Source organism: Thermobifida alba (assembly GCF_023208015.1).
Classification (GTDB): domain Bacteria; phylum Actinomycetota; class Actinomycetes; order Streptosporangiales; family Streptosporangiaceae; genus Thermobifida; species Thermobifida alba.
This window is the reverse complement of sequence record NZ_CP051627.1, coordinates 1,984,138-2,003,843: the sequence shown is the minus strand read 5'-3', so window position 1 is coordinate 2,003,843 and position 19,706 is coordinate 1,984,138. Positions and strand designations below refer to the sequence as shown.

15 protein-coding genes are annotated in these 19,706 nt (G+C 73.7%); 12 read left to right on the top strand and 3 right to left on the bottom strand.

Annotation, left to right across the window (positions count from 1 at the left end; genetic code table 11):
• Positions 1-14 precede the first annotated feature (14 nt).
• Positions 15-971: an aldo/keto reductase gene (locus FOF52_RS08815; protein ID WP_248593341.1), complete on the bottom strand. Its 957-nt coding sequence runs from the start codon at positions 969-971 to the stop codon at positions 15-17.
• A 159-nt stretch (positions 972-1,130) separates the two neighbouring features.
• Between FOF52_RS08815 and FOF52_RS08810 the strand changes: the two genes are divergently transcribed.
• From FOF52_RS08810 to FOF52_RS08795, 4 genes are read left to right on the top strand one after another with little or no spacing between them, the layout of a single operon-like run.
• Positions 1,131-2,024: an undecaprenyl-diphosphate phosphatase gene (locus tag FOF52_RS08810; RefSeq protein WP_248593340.1), complete on the top strand. Its 894-nt coding sequence runs from the start codon at positions 1,131-1,133 to the stop codon at positions 2,022-2,024.
• A 10-nt stretch (positions 2,025-2,034) separates the two neighbouring features.
• The gene (locus tag FOF52_RS08805; RefSeq protein WP_248593339.1) at positions 2,035-2,736 is read left to right on the top strand and encodes a histidine phosphatase family protein; all 702 of its coding nucleotides are present in this window, start codon (positions 2,035-2,037) and stop codon (positions 2,734-2,736) included.
• A gap of 59 nt (positions 2,737-2,795) precedes the next feature.
• The gene (locus FOF52_RS08800; protein ID WP_248593338.1) at positions 2,796-3,368 is read left to right on the top strand and encodes a DUF3090 family protein; all 573 of its coding nucleotides are present in this window, start codon (positions 2,796-2,798) and stop codon (positions 3,366-3,368) included.
• Positions 3,369-3,394: 26 nt separating this feature from the next.
• Positions 3,395-4,144 (top strand): SCO1664 family protein, encoded by a 750-nt coding sequence (locus FOF52_RS08795; RefSeq protein WP_248593337.1) that lies wholly within the window; start codon positions 3,395-3,397, stop codon positions 4,142-4,144.
• A 39-nt stretch (positions 4,145-4,183) separates the two neighbouring features.
• Here the strand turns inward: FOF52_RS08795 and FOF52_RS08790 are convergent, their stop codons facing one another.
• Complete coding sequence (locus FOF52_RS08790; RefSeq protein ID WP_248593336.1) at positions 4,184-6,595, bottom strand: HAD-IC family P-type ATPase; 2,412 nt, start codon at positions 6,593-6,595, stop codon at positions 4,184-4,186.
• A gap of 141 nt (positions 6,596-6,736) precedes the next feature.
• Here FOF52_RS08790 and FOF52_RS08785 point away from each other — a divergent pair, with 141 nt between their 5' ends.
• The 6 genes from FOF52_RS08785 to FOF52_RS08760 all read left to right on the top strand — a co-directional run bounded on the left by FOF52_RS08785 (position 6,737) and on the right by FOF52_RS08760 (position 14,283).
• Positions 6,737-7,564, top strand: a complete 828-nt coding sequence (locus FOF52_RS08785) for an NRDE family protein (protein ID WP_248593335.1) — start codon at positions 6,737-6,739, stop codon at positions 7,562-7,564.
• 100 nt (positions 7,565-7,664) lie between these two features.
• The gene (locus FOF52_RS08780; RefSeq protein WP_248593334.1) at positions 7,665-7,859 is read left to right on the top strand and encodes a hypothetical protein; all 195 of its coding nucleotides are present in this window, start codon (positions 7,665-7,667) and stop codon (positions 7,857-7,859) included.
• A gap of 64 nt (positions 7,860-7,923) precedes the next feature.
• The gene (gene mshC, locus FOF52_RS08775) at positions 7,924-9,162 is read left to right on the top strand and encodes a cysteine--1-D-myo-inosityl 2-amino-2-deoxy-alpha-D-glucopyranoside ligase (protein ID WP_248593333.1); all 1,239 of its coding nucleotides are present in this window, start codon (positions 7,924-7,926) and stop codon (positions 9,160-9,162) included.
• Between the two features lie 134 nt (positions 9,163-9,296).
• On the top strand, positions 9,297-11,099 hold the full coding sequence (locus FOF52_RS08770) for an HSP90 family protein (RefSeq protein ID WP_248593332.1): 1,803 nt from the start codon (positions 9,297-9,299) through the stop codon (positions 11,097-11,099).
• Entirely contained in the window at positions 11,096-13,798 is a 2,703-nt protein-coding gene (locus FOF52_RS08765) for a hypothetical protein (RefSeq protein WP_248593331.1), read from the top strand. The genes FOF52_RS08770 and FOF52_RS08765 overlap by 4 nt, the downstream gene beginning before the upstream one ends.
• 65 nt (positions 13,799-13,863) lie before the next feature.
• Positions 13,864-14,283, top strand: coding sequence for an ABATE domain-containing protein (locus FOF52_RS08760; protein ID WP_248593330.1), 420 nt, complete (start codon positions 13,864-13,866; stop codon positions 14,281-14,283).
• Positions 14,284-14,353: 70 nt separating this feature from the next.
• Here the strand turns inward: FOF52_RS08760 and FOF52_RS08755 are convergent, their stop codons facing one another.
• The gene (locus tag FOF52_RS08755) at positions 14,354-15,199 is read right to left on the bottom strand and encodes a PAC2 family protein (protein WP_248593329.1); all 846 of its coding nucleotides are present in this window, start codon (positions 15,197-15,199) and stop codon (positions 14,354-14,356) included.
• 338 nt (positions 15,200-15,537) lie between these two features.
• On the opposite strand from FOF52_RS08755, the gene metH reads away from it, so the two are divergent.
• Together metH and FOF52_RS08745 are read left to right on the top strand one after the other, a co-directional pair.
• Positions 15,538-19,014, top strand: coding sequence for a methionine synthase (gene metH / locus FOF52_RS08750; RefSeq protein WP_248593328.1), 3,477 nt, complete (start codon positions 15,538-15,540; stop codon positions 19,012-19,014).
• Complete coding sequence (locus FOF52_RS08745) at positions 19,011-19,676, top strand: HAD family hydrolase (RefSeq protein WP_248593327.1); 666 nt, start codon at positions 19,011-19,013, stop codon at positions 19,674-19,676. Before metH ends, FOF52_RS08745 begins: the two co-directional genes overlap by 4 nt.
• The last annotated feature ends 30 nt before the right edge of the window (positions 19,677-19,706 follow it).

The window sequence follows — 19,706 nt, the reverse complement described above, 5'->3', positions numbered from 1 at the left end:
GCAAGTCCGGCCGCTCAGCCCGGTGCCGCCGACGCGTCGTTGAGCGCGTCCCGGATCTCCCGGGGCAGCACCACGCGCTCGGCGGCCAGGACCTCCGACAGCTGGGCGACCGTGCGCGGCCCCGTACAGGCCGCGGCCACCCGGGGCTGGCCCAGCACCCAGCTCAACGCCACCGCCAGCGGCGACACGCCCAGCCCCTCGGCCGCCGTGCACACCGACTCCACCACGCGGCGGCCCCGCTCGTCCAGGTAGGGCTCCACGAACGGCGCCATGTGCGCGCTCGCCCCCCGCGACTCCCGCGGCACCCCGGTACGGTACTTGCCGGTCAGCACCCCGCGGCCCAGGGGAGACCAGGCCAGGAGGCTCACCCCGCAGTTCGCGGCGGCGGGCAGCAGCTCCCGCTCGCAGTCCCGGTTCAGCAGCGAGTACTCGCTGCCCGCCGACACCACCGGAGAGCTCCCCGGCGACCGCACCGCCTGCTGCCAGGTGGCGTAGCGGGCCAACTGCCACCCGGCCAGCTGGCCCACGCCCACGTAGCGCACCTTCCCGGAGGCCACGGCCGACTCCACCGCGGCCAGGGTCTCCTCCACCGGGGTGGCGGGATCGTACACGTGCAGCTGCCACAGGTCCACGTGGTCGGTCTGCAGCCGCCGCAGCGACGCCTCCAACGCGGCCAGCAGGTGCCGCCGCGAGGTGTCGCCGGGACGCCGCCGGTCCAGACAGTGCCCCGCTTTGGTCGCTATGATCACGTCGTCGCGGCGCACCACGGTGGGCAGCAGCCGTCCCAGGATGCGCTCAGCCTGCCCGCCCTGGTAGATATCAGCGGTGTCGATGAGCGTGCCGCCCGCGTCCACAAACGTCGCGAGCAGGTCGGCCGCCTCGTCCTCCTCGGTATCCTTGCCCCAGGTCATCGTGCCCAGGGCGATCCTGGAGACCCACAGGCCCGACCCGCCCAGCTGTCGCTGTTCCATGGCGCGGAGAGTACCGCCTCACGGCAGCCGGGCGACACCGTTTCCCGCGCGTGGGCCCCTGGGAGGCGCTAAGCTTCCCGGGTCTTCCGCACCGCGCGGTGCGGTCTCTCCGCGCACCCCCCGTCATTCGCCCTTCTGCGACCAGGAGCCGAATCCGCCGTGTCCATCATCGAGGCCGTCATCCTTGGGCTGGTCCAAGGACTGACCGAGTTCCTGCCCATCTCCTCCAGTGGCCACCTGCGCATCGTCGCGGCCTTCTCCGGCTGGCCCGACCCCGGGGCGGCGTTCACCGCGGTCAGCCAGATCGGTACCGAACTGGCCGTGCTGATCTACTTCCGCAAGGACGTGTGGAACATCCTGTCGACGTGGACGCGCTCCCTGGGCAACAAGGAGCTGCGCCGGCACATCGACGCCCGGATGGGCTGGTACGTCATCATCGGCAGCATCCCCATCGGCGTGGCGGGCCTGCTGTTCGAGGAGCAGATCAGCGCCCCCTTCCGCGACCTGAGGCTGATCGCGCTGACCCTGATCGGCTTCGGCATCCTGCTGGGCGTGGTGGACCGGCTCTCCCGCAAGCACCGCGAGCTGACCGACCTCAACGTCCAGCGCGGCCTCGTCTACGGGCTGTTCCAGATGCTCGCCCTGATCCCCGGCGTCTCCCGGTCCGGCGCCACCGTCACCGGCGGCATGCTGCTGGGCTTCAAGCGCGAGGCGGCCGCCCGCTACGCCTTCCTGCTGGCCATGCCCGCGGTGTTCGCCTCGGGCCTGTACAAGCTCAAGGACATCGGCGGCGACGAGTACGCGGGCGTGGGCGCCACCATCGTCGGCACCGTGGTGGCCTTCGCCGTGGGCTACGCGGTCATCGCCTGGTTCATGCGGTTCATCTCCACCAACAGCTTCATGCCGTTCGTCTACTACCGCGTCGCCCTGGGCATCCTCATCCTCGCCCTGGTCAGCTTCGGCGTGCTGACGCCCGAGTCGGGCGCGTCGTTCGAGGGCGCCCAGGCCACCGCTCCCCCGGCCGCCGTGGCCACGCTCGACGCGACCCACTAGGGTGCGGGCCATGGCGAACACACCCAACGCCGCGTCCGTCACCCTGCTGCTGGTGCGGCACGGGCTGACCGCGGCCACCGGACACACCCTGGCCGGCTGGACGCCCGGCGTGCACCTGGACGAGCGGGGCCGGGCCCAGGCCGCCGCGCTGGGGGCCCGCCTGGCGTCGGTGCGGCTGGACGCCGTCGTGACCAGTCCGCTGGAGCGCTGCGTGGAGACCGCGCAGGCCGTCGCGGACGCCGTCGGCGTGCCGGTGACCGTCGACGAGCGGTTCGGGGAGTGTCGCTACGGGGAGTGGACCGGACGCCCCCTCGCCGAACTCGCCGAGGAGGAGCTGTGGCCGGTCGTGCAGGCCCATCCCAGCGCCGCCCGCTTCCCCGGCGGGGAGAGCCTGGCCGAGACCGCGCACCGCGCGGTCTCGGCGGTGCGCGACCACAACGCGCGACTGCTCGCCGCCCACGACGCCCCCGTCTACCTGGTGTGCAGCCACGGCGACGTGATCAAGGCGATCCTGGCCGACGCGCTCGGCCTGCACCTCGACCAGTTCCAGCGCCTCCAGGTCGACCCGTGCTCGCTGAGCGTGGTCCGCTACACCGCGCTGCGGCCGTTCGTGGTCCGCGTCAACGACGTGGGAGGAGGAACCGCGGGACTGCGGCCCGCGTCGGAGACCTCCGGGGACGCCGTGGTCGGCGGCGGGGCAGGGGAAGGCTGATAGAAAAGGAAGAGCCAGGCCAGCAGGCGCAACCACGACCCAGCCCGGAGTCCCCGTCGATGCCCCTGTACCAGTACGATCCCCCGGAACGATTCGTGGCCGGCACCGTCGGCCCGCCCGGGGAGCGCACCTTCTTCCTCCAAGCGGTGGGCAAGGGCCGCATCACCAGCGTCACCCTGGAGAAGGCGCAGGTGGCGGCGTTGGCGGAACGGGTCGGAGAACTGCTGGAGGAGGTGCGCCGGCGGTTCGGCGACGCCCCCGACCTGCACGAGACCGCCGAGAGCGACAACGACCCGCTGCAACAGCCCATCGAGGAGGAGTTCCGGGTCGGCACGTTGGCGCTGGCCTGGGACGCCCACAACCGCCGGGTCATCGTCGAGGCCCAGCAGATCCGCGCGGCCGAGCCGGGAGCGGAAGGGGAGCCCGAGCAGGTCGAGGCGTTCGCCGACGACGTCACCCACGACGTGCTCCGGGTCCACCTGACCCCCGCCGAGGCGCGTGCCTTCGCCGAGCGCGCACTGCGCGTGGTCGCGGCGGGACGCCCCAACTGCCCCCTGTGCGGCAACCCCCTCGACCCGGACGGGCACATCTGCCCCCGTCAGAACGGCTACCGGCCCGTGGGCATCGAGTAGCCGACACCCCACCGGAACGGAGGTCCATGACCGCGGTGCCGCACGGTTGCCCCACCCCCGACCACGACCTGGAACTGCTGCTGCGGGGGCGGCTCACCGTGCTCGGCCGGCTCCGCGGGGCCTCCAACGCCACCCTGTACTGCGAGGTGGCCGACGGCGGGCGGGCCGCTTTCTGCGTGTACAAGCCGGTCGCGGGTGAGCGACCGCTGTGGGACTTCCCCGACGGCACCCTGGCCGGCCGGGAGGTCGCCGCGCACGCGGTGTCGCAGGCGCTGGGATGGGGGATCGTGCCGCCCACCGTCTACCGCGAGGACGCCCCGCACGGCCCCGGAATGGTGCAGTGGTGGATCACCGCGGACACCGCGGTGGACCTGGTGGCGCTGGCCCGCGACAGCACCCACCGGCAGCTGCGGCTGATGGCGGTGTTCGACGCGGTCATCAACAACTCCGACCGCAAGATCGGCCACCTGCTGCCCACCCCCGACGGCCACCTCTACGGCTGCGACCACGGTGTGTCCTTCTCCGCGGAGTACAAGCTGCGCACGGTGCTGTGGCAGTGGGCGGGCCAGCCGCTGCCGGCGCAGGCCGTGGACCGGCTGGGCGCGCTGCGGGAGCAGCTGCTCGACGCCGACAGCGCGGTGTCGCGCGTCCTGGCCCGCCACCTGACCCCGCAGGAGCGGTACGCGACCCTGCGCCGCGTCGAGGTGCTCCACGAGCACCGGGTCCACCCCTACCCGCCGGAGGACTGGCCCGCGGTGCCGTGGCCGCCGGTCTGACCGGCCCCGCGGCCGGACCGGGACGGCCGCCGCGGCACCTCAGCGGCGACGTGCCAGGAAGCGGTCGTCGAGCACCCGGACCACGGTGATGACGGCGGCCGCCGCACCCGCCACCGCCAGGGCCGTCACCACCGCCCCGGGGTCGCTCACGTCCAACGCGAAGAACGCCTGCCCCAGCGGGGTGAGCAGCGCCGTCAGCAGCACCGCCACCATGCCCGCGACCAGGACCGCCTTCCACCACACGTACGGCCGGGCCACCAGCAGCAGCACCCACAGCGTGGTGGCGCACAGGGTGATCAGCACCGCCGTGCGGTCGGCCGGAGTGGGCACGCTCGCCCCGTCCAGCACCAGCAGGTAGGTGGTCATCGCCGCGAGCCCGCTGACCAGGCCCGCGGGCACGGCCAGGCGCAGGGTGCGCGCCACGAAACCGGGACGGGCCCGCTCCGTGTTGGGCGCCAGCGCCAGGAAGAACGACGGGATGCCGAAGGTGACGGCGTTGATGAGGGTGGCGTGCCGGGGGAAGAACGGGTAGGCGACCGCCAGCAGGCTCACCACGGTCGCCATGGTCATCGAGTACACGGTCTTGGTGAGGAAGAGGTTGGCGACCCGTTCGATGTTGCCGATGACCCGGCGCCCCTCCGCGACCACGTGCGGCAGGGTCGCGAACCGGTCGTCCAGCAGCACGACCTGCGCGACCGAGCGCGCCGCCGGACTGCCCGAGCCCATCGCCACCCCGATGTCGGCCTCCTTGAGCGCCAGCACGTCGTTGACGCCGTCCCCGGTCATGGCCACGGTGTGCCCGCCCCGGCGCAGCGCGGCGACCAGGGACCGCTTCTGCTCGGGGGAGACCCGGCCGAACACGGTGGCCTTCTCCACCGTGTCGCCGAAATGCGCCTCCCCCGGCGACAGCTCCCGGGCGTCCACCGGGCTCTCCGCGCCGTCCAGGCCCAGGTCCCGGGCGACCGCGGCCACCGAGGCCGCGTTGTCGCCGGAGACCACCTTGACGGCCACGTCCTGACGGGCGAAGTAGTCGAGGGTCGGCGCGGCGTCGGGACGCATCCGCTGCTCCAGCACCACCAGCGCCACCGGGACCACCGTGTGCGGCCCGTCCACCGCCGCGTCGGCGCGGCCCAGCAGCAGCACCCGCAGGCCCCGGGCCGCCACCGCCGAGGCCGCGGCCAGCGCCGGCGAGCCGGCCGCGGCCAGCGCCTCGGGCGCGCCCAGCACCCAGTGCCGGCTCCCCTCGGGAGTGGTGAAGCTCACCCCGCTCCACCGGCGCGCCGAGGAGAACGGCATCACCGAGGCCACCGGCCACTCGGGGGGCGTCCCGCAGCCGTCGCGGAGCGCGGCCATGCTCGGGTTGGGGCGCGGGTCCGCCGCGGCGAGGGCCGCCAGCACCTCGGTCAGCCCGGCCACGTCGTGGGAGCCGTCCAGCGGGCGCACCTCCGCCAGCCGCATGCCCGTGTCGGTCAGGGTGCCGGTCTTGTCGGTGCAGACCACGTCCACGCGGGCCAGCCCCTCGATGGCGGGCAGCTCCTGCACCAGGCAGCGCCGCCGGCCCAGCCGCACCACGCCCACCGCGAAGGCGATGCTGATCAGGAGCACCAGCCCCTCGGGAACCATCGACACCAGGGCGGCCACCATGCCGCGCAGCGCGTCGGCCAGCGGCCCCGACACCGTGCCGCCCGCCGACACCTCCTCGGTCACCTGGGCGCCCAGGAACAGCTGGCTGTACAGCAGCAGGCCGCCGATGGGAAACAGCAGCCAGGTGATGAACCGCAGGATCCGGTCCAGCCCCGACCGCAGCTCGGAGCGGACCAGGGAGAACCGGGCGGCCTCCTCGGTCAGGCGGGCCGCGTAGGCCTCCCGGCCCACGCGGGTGGCGCGGAACCGTCCGCTGCCCGCGACCACGAAACTGCCCGACATGATCGGGTCGCCGGGCTGTTTGAGCACCGGATCGGCCTCACCGGTCAGCAGCGACTCGTCCATCTCCAGGCCGGAGGCCGACACCACCACGCCGTCCACCACGGCCTGGTCCCCCGAGGCCACCTCGACCACGTCGTCCAGCACCACCTCCTGGGAGCTCAGCTCCACCACCGTGCCGTCGCGCACCACCCGCGGCCGGGCGGCGTTGACGATCGCCAGCGAGTCCAGGGTCTTCTTGGCACGCAGCTCCTGGACGGTGCCGATCAGCGTGTTGATCACGATGACGAGGGCGAACAGCCCGTCCTGGACCGGTCCGATGACCGCGATGATGCCGAACAGCACCGCCACCATCGCGTTGATGCGGGTGAACACGTTGGCCCGGATGATCTGCCCGACGGTGCGGCTGGCCCGCACCGGAACGTCGTTGCCCAGCCCCTCGGCCAGCCGCTGCGCGGCCTGCGCGGAGGTCAGCCCGGTGGGAGCCGCCTCTTCGAGCGTCGCCGCCTCTCCGTCCTGCTGGACCATCGACCACCATCCCGTCTGATACTGGAGGAAAGCGTGCTGCGACAATCGGGGCCGCGGCCGCGCAGCCAGAGCCTACGGGAGAAGCCCGCGGGCCGCGGCCGTGCCCGCCCCCGTCGTCCGGCGAAGCCGAGGAGCCGCCAAGTGTGCACCGCCATCGTGGGATTCGATCCCCTCGCCCCCGTGCCGCTCGTGGTCGCCGCGCTGCGCGACGAGATGGTCGACCGCCCCTTCGAACGGCCGGGACGGCACTGGCCGCAGTGGCCGCACCTGCTCGGCGGCCGCGACGCGCAGGCGGGCGGCACCTGGCTGGCGGCCGCACCCCCCGAGACGGGGACGCCGCGCGTCGCCGCGGTGCTCAACGGACGGCTGGAGACGCTGACCGCCTCGGGACGCCGCCCCGTGTTCGACTCCACCGTGCCGCCGGGCGTGACGCGCCGCAGCAGGGGTGAGCTGCCGCTGCGCGCCGCCGCCACCGGGAGGCTCGACCTGGACCGGACCGAACTGCGCGCCTTCGACCCCTTCCACCTGGTCGTGGCCGACCCCGCCCGGGCCGTCCTGCTCAGCTGGGACGGCGCGGAACTGACCGAACAGCGGATCGCCCCCGGGGTCGGCGTCGTGGTCAACACCGGGCTGGACGAGACCGCGCCGCGTGCCGTCCGCCACCGCCCGCGGTTCGCGGCGACCCGCCCCGCCCCGAACGCGGCGGCGCTGCGCGCGGGGCGCACGGCCGACGAGATCTGGGGGGAGTGGGTGCGGCTGCTGGACGAGGCGGCCGGCGGGGCCGCGCGCACCGACGCCACCGGCGCCGGCGCGGACGACCGCTCCTCGCTGGTGGCCCGCATCGAACTGCCCGACGGCCGGATCTGGGCGACCGGTTCGATCACCCTGCTGGCCCTCACCCCCACCGTCCTGCGCTACGCCTTCACCGACGCCCCCGGCGACCCCGGCGCCTGGTCCCTCGTCCGCTGAGCGGCGGTAAACCCTCCGACGACCCCGCACGTCCGTAACAGTGACCTGACCGGAACACGGCAACCGGAGCCGTCCGCGGCGGAGAGGGGCGAGGAGCACCGTGGGCAGACCGTGGGTGTGGGAGAACGCCGCCTACTGGTTGCTGTACGTGGTGGCGCTGGGGGCCGTGCTGTGGCACTGGGCACACGGCAACCCGGTGCTGGCGGTGCTGTGCCTGGCCGGAGTGGTGGTGAGCATGCGGCTGATCACCCGGTCGGCACGGCGGGAGGACGCGGTCGGCCCGCCCGGGCCGTGAGGTGCGGCGGGGAGGACGGGCCGTCGCCCCGCCCTCCGAGATGTCCGGTTCGGCGGATAACCTCGTGATCATGCGTTCTTGGCCTGCGCCCGAAACAGTCGCCCTGCCGAACCGCGGCGGGCCGCTCAGCGTCCACGACACCGTCACCGGATCCCTGCGCACCACCACCCCGGGTGCCACCGCGCGGATGTACGTCTGCGGGATCACCCCCTACGACGCCGCCCACCTGGGGCACGCCTTCACCTACCTCACCTTCGACCTGGTCAACCGGGTCTGGCGGGACGCCGGACACGCCGTCGACTACGTGCAGAACATCACCGACGTCGACGACCCGCTGCTGGAGCGGGCCGAGGCCACCGGCCAGGACTGGCGCGCGCTCGCCGAACGGGAGATCCAGGTGTTCCGCGAGGACATGGCGGCGCTGCGGATCCTGCCGCCGCGCGCCTTCGTCGGCGTCGTGGAGTCCATCGACCTCATCGCCGAGTTCGTCACCCGGCTGCGCGAGACGGGGGCCGCCTACGAGGTGGACGGCGACGTCTACTTCTCCGCGGCCGCGGCCCCCGGCTTCGGCAGCGTCTCCCACCTGGACCGCGGCACCATGCTGGAACTGTTCGCCGAACGCGGCGGCGACCCGGGGCGCGCGGGCAAGAAGGACCCGCTGGACTGGCTGCTGTGGCGGGCCGAGCGCCCCGGCGAACCCGCCTGGGACAGCCCCCTGGGCCGCGGCCGTCCCGGCTGGCACGTGGAGTGCAGCGCCATCTCCGTGCGCGAACTGGGCATGGGGTTCGACCTCAACGGCGGTGGCGACGACCTCGTCTTCCCGCACCACGAGATGGGCGCCGCCGAGGCCCGCTGCGCCACCGGGACCCACCCCCAGGCGCAGCACTACCTGCACGTGGCCATGGTCGGACTGGACGGCGAGAAGATGTCCAAGTCGCGCGGCAACCTGGTGTTCGTCTCCAGGCTGCGCGAGGCGGGCGCCGACCCGATGGCGATCCGGCTGGCGCTGCTGGCCCACCACTACCGCACCGCCTGGGAGTGGACCGACGAGGAGCTGCGCACCGCCGAGCGGCGGCTGGCGCGCTGGCGGGCCGCGGCCGCCCTGGAGACCGCGCCCGACGCCATGCCGCTGCTGGCCCGGGTGCGCGCCGCGCTCGCCGCCGACCTGGACACCGTCGCCGCGCTGGCCGCGGTCGACGAGTGGGTCGAGGCGGCCCTGGGCGGAGGCCCGGGCGATCCGGCCGCTCCGGCGCTCATGCGCGACACCGTCGACACCCTGCTGGGCGTGGCCCTCGACCGCTGAGCGACGGGGCCGGGGCGGCCGCGCCCCGGCCCCGCCCCGCCGACCGCGGGAAAATGTCGTCGCGGAGCGTTAAAGTGCGGTACGCCAGTTTGGTACGAGAAGGACGACGCCACAGCGGCTGGGAAGGGCGGACCGTGACCGAACGCGCGTTCCAGGTGGACCTGCGGGGGGTGGTCGACCTCCTCAGTCGCCACCTGTACTCCAGCCCCCGGGTCTACCTGCGCGAACTGCTGCAGAACGGGGTCGACGCCGTCACCGCGCGGCGCGCCGGGGAGCCCGGCGCCCCCGCCCGCATCCACGTCGAGACGCCCGAGCACACCGGGGACGGCACGCTGCGCGTCCACGACACCGGGGTGGGCCTGACCGAACCCCAGGTGCACGAACTGCTGGCCACCATCGGACGTTCCGGCAAACGCGACGAGCTCGGCTACGCCCGCCACGAGTTCCTCGGCCAGTTCGGCATCGGACTGCTCTCCGGCTTCCTCGTGGCCGACGAGATCGAGGTGCACACCCGCTCCGCGCACGGCGGCCCCACCGTCCGCTGGGTCGGCCACGCCGACGGCCGCTACCTGGTGGAGCTGGCCGCCCAGGAGCGCGGCGAGGTCGGCACCACCGTCATCCTGCGGCCCCGCCGGGACGCCGAGGAGTGGTTCGGCACGCACACCGTCACCGAACTGGCCCGCCACTACGGTGCGCTGCTGCCGGTGGAACTGCGCGTCGGCGACACCCTCCTCACCGAGGAGGGACCGCCGTGGAGCCGCCCCCATCCCACCCCGGCGCGCCGCCGCGCCGCCCTGGGCGACTACTGCCGGACCCTGTTCGGCTTCACCCCGCTCGACGTGATCGACCTGGAGGTGGCCGAGGCGGGGCTGCGCGGGGTGGCGTTCGTGCTGCCCCACCCGGCCAACCCCACGGTGCGCGCCACCCACCGGGTCTACCTCAAACGCATGCTGCTCGCCGACAACGTCGCCGACCTGCTGCCCGACTGGGCGTTCTTCGTGCGCTGCGTCGTCGACACCGAGGAACTGCGCCCCACCGCCAGCCGTGAGGCCCTCTACGAGGACGACCTGCTGGGCCACGTCCGCGAGACGCTCGGCGACCAGGTCCGCGACTGGCTGGTCACCCTCGCCCACAGCGACACCGAGGCGCTCCGCCGGTTCCTGCGGCTGCACCACGTCGGCGTCAAGGCGCTGGCCGTGCACGACGACGCCATGCTGGACCTGGTGCACCGCTGGCTGGAGTTCGAGACCAGCTCCGGGGCGATGACCCTGGCGGAGTTCTCCCGGCGGCACCCCGAGGCCCGCTACACGCCCGACGTCGACGAGTTCCGCCGCCTCTCGGCGGTCGCCGCGGCCCAGGGGGTGGGCCTGGTCAACGCGGGCTACGTCTACGACGCCGAGATCATCGCCCGCCTCGGCGACCGGGAGCCCGCCGCGGCGCTGCGCCCCCTGGACCCCGGCGAGCTGACCACCCGCTTCGGGGTGCTGGAGTCGGAGACCGAGCTGCGGCTGCGCGGCTTCCTGCGCACCGCCGAGCGCGCCCTCGACCCCCTCGGCTGCGCCGTCGCGCTGCGCAGCTACGCCCCCGCCTCCCTGCCCGCGCTGTACCTGACCAGCCGGGCCGCCGAACACCGCGCCGAACTCGCCGAGTCGCGGATCGAGGCCGACCCGCTGTGGGCCGACGTGCTGGGCGCGCTGGAGCCCGCGCTGGCCGCCGACCGCCCCCGCCTGGTGCTCAACCACGCCAACCCGCTGACCCGGCGCATCACCACCCTGACCGACCCGGACCTGGTCACCCTGGCAGTCCAGGCCCTGTACGGCCAGGCCCTGCTGCACGGCCGCCACCCGCTGCGTCCCGCCGACACCGCGGTGCTCAACCGGTCCTTCCTGGGCCTGCTGGACTGGGCCGCCCCGGCCGACCCCGAGGAGCGGAAGTGACCGGACCCGACTGGCGTGAGACGGCCGAGCAGGCCGTGGCCCTGCCCTACGGGCGGGCCCGCAGCACCGGCCTGGAAAAAGCGCTGCAGCAGGCCGTCCGCGACGGGGCGGGCGAGGAGGACCTGTTCTGGCTGCGGATGAGCCTCACCCAGGCCTACGAGTACGGCGGTGAGCCGGCCAACGCGTTCGCCACCTTCACCCGCTGCCTGAGCGCCTTCGACGCCGACCCCGCCCGCTACGGCCCCGTCGCCCGCTCCCAGCTGCTGTGGCACTTCAAGTGGGTCGTGGCCGCGCTGCTGGACTTCCCGGAGATCCCGCTGGACCGCACCCGGGCGGTGCTCGACGACATGGAGCGCCGCTACCGGGAGGGCGGCCACAGCCTGCACGCCGTGCACGGCCTGCGCTGCCGGGTGGCCCGCCACCTCGGGGACGTCGAGACCGCCGACGCGGAGTTCGAGCGGTGGCGCACCACCGCGCGCGACGAGACCTCCGACTGCGAGGGCTGCGTTCCCTCCGCGCTCGCCTCCCACCTGGTGTGGCGGGGAGCCCACGAGGAGGCGGTCGCCGTCGCCGAACCGGTGCTGTCGGGACAGCTGACCTGCACCGAGCAGCCGCAGCGGATCCTGACCACCCTCATGGAGCCCTACCTGCGCACCGGACGCCACGACGCGGCCGTGGACGCCCACCGCCGCGCCTACCGGGTGCACCGCCGCCAGGAGCGGCACTACCTGTCCAACCTCGGCGGCCACCTGTTCTTCTGCGCCCTGACCGGCAACCACGCGCGCGGCCTGGAGATCCTGGAGCGGCACCTGGGCGCGCTGGACGATCCGCCCAGCCCCATGGACGCCATGGAGTTCGCCGCCTCGGCCGCGCTGCTGCTGGACCGGCTCGCCGCCACCGGACACGGCGACCTGCCGGTGCGCCGCCCCGCCCACGGCGACCGCCCCGCGGCCGAACTCGGCGCCGCCGAACTGCGCGACCGGCTGCGCGACCACGCCCACGCCATCGCCGCCCGCTTCGACGCCCGCAACGGCACCACCGCGCAGACCGACCGGGTGCGCGACCGCCTGGCCACCGAACCGGTCGTGGACGGACTGGCGTTGAGCGAGTACGCGCCGCGGCCGCGCGGCACCGCCCCGGCCGTGCCGCGGCCGGACGTGGAGCCGTTCGCCGAGGACTGGGCCGACCTGCTGGAGCAGGCCGAGCAGTGGCGGCGCGCAGGCCGGGAGGAGCTGACCCGCGCGGCGTGGCGCCGCTTCGACGAACTCACCGCCGACGTCGACCTGCCCGCCTGGGCGCTGGGCCGCCGGGCCGAGGCCGAGGGGTGGCTGCGCGAGTCCGCCGGGGACCTCGCGGGCGCGGACGAGCAGTACCGCGCCGCCGCCGGGCACTACGCCGCCGCGCAGCGCCAGGCCGACCGCCACCGGGCGCTCAGCCGCCTGGGCCTGGTGCTGGCCGGCCGCGGCTCGGCCGAGGAGGGGCTGGCGCTGCTGGAGCAGGCCGTCGTCCACCTGGACGAGCACGGCGACCCCGACATGCGGGTCGGCGCCCGGATGCGGCTCGCCTCCTGCCTGGCCGAACGCGGTGACCTCCCGCGGGCCCGCGCCCTGCTGGAGGAGAGCGACCCGGACAAGGCCTCCGCCGACGCGCGGGCCGCGGCGTTGACGCTGCTCGCGGCCGTCCTCGCCGCGCTGGGGGCTCCGTTCGCCGAACAGGACGCGCTGCTGGGGCGGGCCCGGGAGGCCGCGCGGGAGAGCGGCGTCGCCCGGCTGGTCGTCGACGCCGCGTGCCGACACGCCGGCCTGCTGCGCGCCGGCGGGGAGGAGACCCGCGAGGCCGCCTGGCAGGCCCTGGCGGAGGCCGAGGCGCGGCTCACCGCCGACCTGCCCGGGGAGCTGTGCGCCCTCGTCGCCCTCACCCGGGGCCACTGGCTGTGCGAGGAACAGGAGTACGACCGGGCCGCCTCCCCCCTGGCCGAGGCGGTCGCGCAGGCCACGGCGGCGGGGGCCGTGCCGATGGCCACGCACGCCCGGGTCCTGCTGGCCCGCGCCTACCAGGGCAGCGGACGGCACTTCGAGGCCGCGGAGGTCGCCGAGGAGGCCCTGGCGGAGGAGGAGCACCTGGGCGACGTCGACCGCAGGATGCTGCGCGAGGTCCTCGCCCGCTCCCTCACCGAACTCGGGGAGTTCGACGACGCCCTGGCCCGCTGGGACGAACTGCTCGCCCTGGAGGACGTCGCCTCCTCCCCGGTGCCGGCGGTCTTCCTGCACGGCGAGGCCGCCCAGTTGCTGAGCCGGATGGGACGCCCCGCGCAGGCCGCCGAGCGCTACGCCGCGGCCGCCGCGCTGTGGGAGGGGCTCAACGAGCCCTACCAGGCGTTCGAACAGCACCAGCGCCGCGCGATGGCGCTGCTCGCGGCCGACGAGGTCGACGCCGCCCGGGAGGCGCACCACCTGGCCGAGCAGTGGCTGGAGCGGGCCGAGGCGGACCCCGAACTGCAGATCCCCCCGGAGCACGTGCGGTTCCGGCGCGGCACCCTGCACTACGACAAGGCCCGCATCCTGTGGCGCGACTCCTCCCCGCAGGAGTCCGCGGCCGAAGCCGAGACGGCCCTCGGACTGTTCGCCGCACTCGGTGCCGAGGAGGCGGCCGAACAGGTCCGCGCACTGCTCGACATGATCAGGGAGGACGCCGGCTAGGCAGCGGGCGGGCCGAGTTGTCGAAAACGTCAACGCCCGGTGGCGATCCGTGGTGTTATGGGGCAATGGCAACCCCCGACAACACGAGCGCCGCGGCCGCGCTCATCCGAGACTTCGTCACCACCGGTGACACCCTGGCCGACCGGGCGGACCTCGCCCGGTTCCTGCGCGACCACCGGCTGATTCCCGAAAGCGCCATCCCCATCACCCTCGCCGACTTCGACGAGGCGATCGCCCTGCGCGACGGCATGCGCGCCCAGTTGCGCGCGGCGGCGGGGGAGAGCGCCGACGCCGAGGCGATCGCGCGGGCCCAGCGGGTGCTGGACGGTCTGCGGGTGAGTGTGCGGCTCAACCCGGGCGAGGCGGCCCTGTCCCCCCTGGCGCCCGCCGTGGTCGACGAGGTCCGCCGGGGACTGGCCCGCATCGCCGGAGCCTGGGCCGCGGTCCTGGCCACCGGGGAGTGGCGGCGCATCAGCGCGGACTGAGCCCCCGTCCGCGCCGACGGCCCGCCCCGGCGAAGAGGGGCGGGCCGTCGGCGCGGCGGGGCCGGGGCGGTCAGGAACCGCCGCGCCTCCGCTTCAGGTAGCGCTCGAATTCGCGGGCGATGGCCTCACCGGAGGCCTCGGGGAGTTCGGCGGCGTCCTTGGCCTCTTCCAGGCTGCGCACGTAGCCGGCGATGTCGGAGTCCTGGGCGGCGAGTTCGTCCACCCCGCGCTCCCAGGCGCGCGCGTCCTCGGGCAGGTCACCCAGCCGCACGGTCAGGTCCAGGGTGTCCTCCACCCGGCGGACCAGGGCCAGGGTCGCCTTGGGGCTGGGCGGCTGGGCCACGTAGTGGGGGACGGCGGCCCACAGGGAGACCGTTTCCAGGCCGGCGGCACTGAACGTGTCGTGCAGCACGCCGACGATCCCGGTCGGCCCCTCGTAGGTGGTCGGTTCCAGACTCGCCGACCTGGCCAGTTCGGGGTGGGAGAACATGCCCGTGACCGGTACCGGCCGCGTGTGCGGCACGTCGGCGAGCAGCGCGCCCAGCAGGACCACCCGCCGTACGCCCAACTCCCGGACGACCGACAGCAGGTCGCTGGCGAAACCGCGCCAGCGCGTGCTGGGCTCGGCCCCTCGGACCAGCACCACGTCCTGGCCACCGGGGGAACGGCTCAGGGAGACCGTCACGGCGGGCCAGTCGATTCCCTGGCTGACGCCGTCCACCGCGGTGACCCGCGGCCGGGTGACCTGGAAGTCGTAGTAGTCCTCCGAGTCCAGGGAGACCAGCTCGGTGGCGCCCCAGACGTCGGTCAGGTGGTCGATCACGGCGCTGGCCGCCTCACCGGCGTCGTTCCAGCCCTCGAACGCGGCCACCATCACGGGCTCGACCAGCTCCGAGACGCTGTCGAGCTCAGGCACAGGCCGCCTCCTTCAATCATCGGGGTCCTGGGTGCCGGACCACCATCGGTCCGTGCACCGCTGCTGGGTCCACCATATGTTCAAACGGGGCGCCGCCGTAGGGGCAGAGCGAACAAACCGCCGAATCGCCGCTGGGGGCGCCCAAGTGGCGACGATGTGGAGCATGCCACACCCAACGGGTGCGGAGGGGCAAACCGACAGGAGGGCGCAACCACGGTGCGCTATCGTCGAACCACCCGGGTGGTGTCGTCAGGAGTGGCGCCCAGACGGGTCCGCCCGGCCGTCCCCAGCGGTCCGTGCGCGGTCCGCACCGTCGTCAACAGTGAAGTCAAAGGTCTATGAGCGCTCGACTCTCCTTCCGTGAGGCCCTCGGTTCCCGCGTCATCGTCGCCGACGGGGCGATGGGGACCATGCTGCAGGCGCACGACCTGAGCATGGACGACTTCCAGGGGCACGAGGGGTGTAACGAGATCCTCAACATCACCCGGCCCGACGTGGTGCGGTCGATCCACGAGGCCTACCTGCGGGTCGGCGTCGACTGTGTGGAGACCAACACCTTCGGCGCGAACTTCGGCAACCTCGGCGAGTACGGCATCGCCGAGCGCACCTACGAGCTGGCTGAGGCCGGAGCGCGGCTGGCCCGCGAGGCCGCCGACGCCTACACCACGTCCGACCAGGTCCGCTACGTGCTCGGCTCGGTGGGGCCCGGCACGAAGCTGCCCACGCTCGGCCACGCCCCCTACGCCCTGCTGCGCGACCACTACGAGCAGTGCGCCCGCGGGCTCATCGACGGCGGGGCCGACGCGATCGTCATCGAGACCTGCCAGGACCTGCTGCAGACCAAGGCCGCCGTGGTCGGCGCCCGGCGCGCCCGCCGTGCCGCGGGCACCGACACCCCGATCATCGTGCAGGTGACCATCGAAACCACCGGGACCATGCTGGTCGGCTCCGAGATCGGTGCGGCGCTGACCTCGCTGGAGCCGCTGGGGGTGGACGTGATCGGCCTGAACTGCGCCACCGGCCCGGCCGAGATGAGCGAGCACCTGCGCTACCTGTCCCAGCACTCCCGGATCCCCGTCTCCTGCATGCCCAACGCGGGCCTGCCCGAACTGGGGGCCGACGGAGCGGTCTACCCGCTGCTGCCGCACGAGCTGGCCGACGCCCACGACACCTTCGTCCGCGAGTTCGGCCTGGCCCTGGTGGGCGGCTGCTGCGGCACCACGCCCGAGCACATGGCCCAGGTGGTGGAGCGGGTGCAGGGCCGCGGCGTGGTCGAGCGCCGGCCGCACGTCGAACCCGCCGCCGCCTCCACCTACCAGAGCGTGCCGTTCCGGCAGGACACCAGCTACCTGGCCATCGGCGAACGCACCAACGCCAACGGCTCCAAGGCGTTCCGCGAGGCCATGCTCGCCGAGCGCTACGACGACTGCGTCGAGATCGCCCGCGACCAGATCCGCGACGGCGCGCACATGCTCGACCTGTGCGTCGACTACGTCGGCCGCGACGGCGTGCGCGACATGCGGGAGCTGGCCTCCCGGCTGGCCACCGCCTCCACCCTGCCGCTGGTGCTGGACTCCACCGAGGTCGCCGTGCTGGAGGCCGGCCTGGAGTCGCTCGGCGGCCGCGCGGTCCTCAACTCCGTCAACTACGAGGACGGCGACGGACCCGACTCCCGGTTCGCCCGGGTCGCCGCACTGGCGGTCGAGCACGGCGCGGCCCTGATGGCGCTGACCATCGACGAGGAGGGGCAGGCCCGCACCGCCGCCAAGAAGGTCGAGATCGCCGAGCGGCTCATCAACCAGCTCACCGGCGAGTACGGCATCCGCAAGCACGACATCATCATCGACTGCCTGACCTTCACCATCGCCACCGGCCAGGAGGAGTCGCGGCGCGACGCCCTGGAGACCCTGGAGGCCATCCGCGAACTCAAGCGGCGCCACCCCGACGTGCAGACCACGCTGGGCCTGTCCAACGTCTCCTTCGGCCTCAACCCGGCCGCCCGCATGGTGCTCAACTCGGTGTTCCTGCACGAGTGCGTCCAGGCCGGACTGGACTCCGCGATCGTGCACGCCTCCAAGATCCTGCCGATGAACCGCATCCCCGAGGAGCAGCGGCAGGTGGCCCTGGACATGATCTACGACCGCCGCACCGGCGACTACGACCCGCTGCAGCGCTTCCTGCAGCTGTTCGAGGGAGTCGACGCCCAGCAGCTGCGCGCCTCCCGCGCCGAGGAGCTGGCCGCGCTGCCGCTGTGGGAGCGTCTGGAGCGGCGCATCGTCGACGGCGAGGCCGCCGGGATGGAGGCCGACCTCGACGAGGCGCTCAGCCAGCGGCCCGCCCTCGACATCGTCAACGACACGCTGCTGTCGGGCATGAAGACCGTCGGCGAGCTGTTCGGCTCCGGGCAGATGCAGCTGCCGTTCGTGCTGAAGTCGGCCGAGGTGATGAAGGCCGCCGTGGCCTACCTGGAACCGCACATGGAGAAGGTGGAGGGCGACGCCGGCAAGGGGCGCATCGTGCTGGCCACCGTCAAGGGCGACGTGCACGACATCGGCAAGAACCTCGTCGACATCATCCTGTCCAACAACGGCTACGAGGTCGTCAACCTGGGCATCAAGCAGCCCATCTCGGCGATCCTGGAGGCCGCCGAGCAGCACCGCGCCGACGTCATCGGCATGTCGGGGCTGCTGGTGAAGTCCACGGTGGTCATGCGGGAGAACCTGGAGGAGATGAACGCCCGCGGCGTCGCCGACCGCTACCCGGTACTGCTGGGCGGTGCCGCGCTCACCCGCGCCTACGTGGAGCAGGACCTCGCCGAGCTCTTCAAGGGCGAGGTGCGCTACGCCCGCGACGCCTTCGAGGGGCTGCGCCTCATGGACGCGATCATGGCGGTCAAGCGCGGTGTGGAGGGGGCCGAGCTGCCCCCGCTGCGCCGCCGCCGGGTCAGGAGCGGCGCGAAGCTCACCGTCACCGAGCCCGCGGACATGCCCGCCCGCAGCGACGTGGCCACGGACAACCCGGTGCCCGTCCCGCCGTTCTGGGGGGACCGCATCAGCAAGGGGATCCCGCTCGCCGACTACGCCGCGTTCCTCGACGAACGCGCCACCTTCATGGGCCAGTGGGGGCTGCGCGGCTCCCGCGGCGACGGCCCCTCCTACGAGGAGCTGGTGGAGACCGAGGGGCGGCCGCGGCTGCGCATGTGGCTGGACCGGATCCAGACCGAGGGGCTGCTGGAGGCGGCGGTCGTCTACGGCTACTACCGCTGCTACAGCGAGGGCGACGACCTGGTGGTCCTGGACGAGGACGGCAGCGAGCGCACCCGCTTCACCTTCCCCCGGCAGCGCCGCGACCGGCACCTGTGCCTGGCCGACTTCTTCCGCCCCAAGGAGTCCGGTGAGCTGGACACGGTAGCCTTCCAGGTGGTCACCGTGGGCTCGGCGATCAGCCGGGCCACCGCCGAGCTGTTCGAGAAGAACGCCTACCGTGACTACCTGGAGCTGCACGGGCTGTCGGTGCAGCTCACCGAGGCGCTCGCGGAGTACTGGCACACCCGGGTGCGCGCCGAGCTGGGCTTCGCCGGGGAGGACCCCGACCCCGTCGACCTGGACGCCTACTTCAAGCTGGGCTACCGGGGCGCGCGCTTCTCCCTGGGCTACGGGGCCTGCCCCGACCTGGAGGACCGTGCCAAGATCGTGGAGCTGCTGCGCCCCGAACGCGTGGGCGTGACGTTGTCCGAGGAGTTCCAGCTTGTTCCAGAACAGTCCACCGACGCGATCGTCGTCCATCACCCCGAGGCGAAATACTTCAACGTATGATCTCTGATCCGCAGCTTCCGCAGGCGGTGCTGTTCGACATGGACGGCACGCTGGTCGACACCGAACCGATGTGGGTGGCCACCGAGGCGGAGGTGGCGGCCTCGTTCGGCCACACCTGGACCGTCGAGGACCAGCGGTACTGCCTCGGCGCCTCCGCGACGACGGTGGCCGCCTACATCGCCGAGCGCACCGGGACGCGGACACCGCAGGGCGAGATCATCGACATGATGTACGCCGCGGTGGCGCGGCGGATGGCCGAGGGGCCGGCGCTGCGGCCCGGCGCCAAGGAGCTGCTCGCCGAGCTGGACGCGCTGGGGGTGCCCATGGCGCTGGTCACCTCCACCTACCGGTCGCTGCTGGGCGCGGCGCTGGGCGGCATCGGCGACCACTACTTCACCGTCACGGTCGCCGGCGACGAGGTGGCCCACACCAAGCCGCACCCCGAGCCCTACCTCAAGGCCGCGCGGCTGCTGGGGGCCGACCCGCGCCGCTGCGTGGCGGTGGAGGACTCGCCCACGGGGGCGGCCTCGGCGCAGGCCGCGGGATGCACCGTGGTCGCGGTGCCGCACGCCGCGCCCGTGCCGGAGGCGGAACGGCGGTACGTGATCTCCTCCCTGGAAGAGATCGACGCGGCCTGGCTGGGGCGCGTGGCCCGGTCCTGACCCGGCCTCCGCTCGCGAAAACCGCCACAA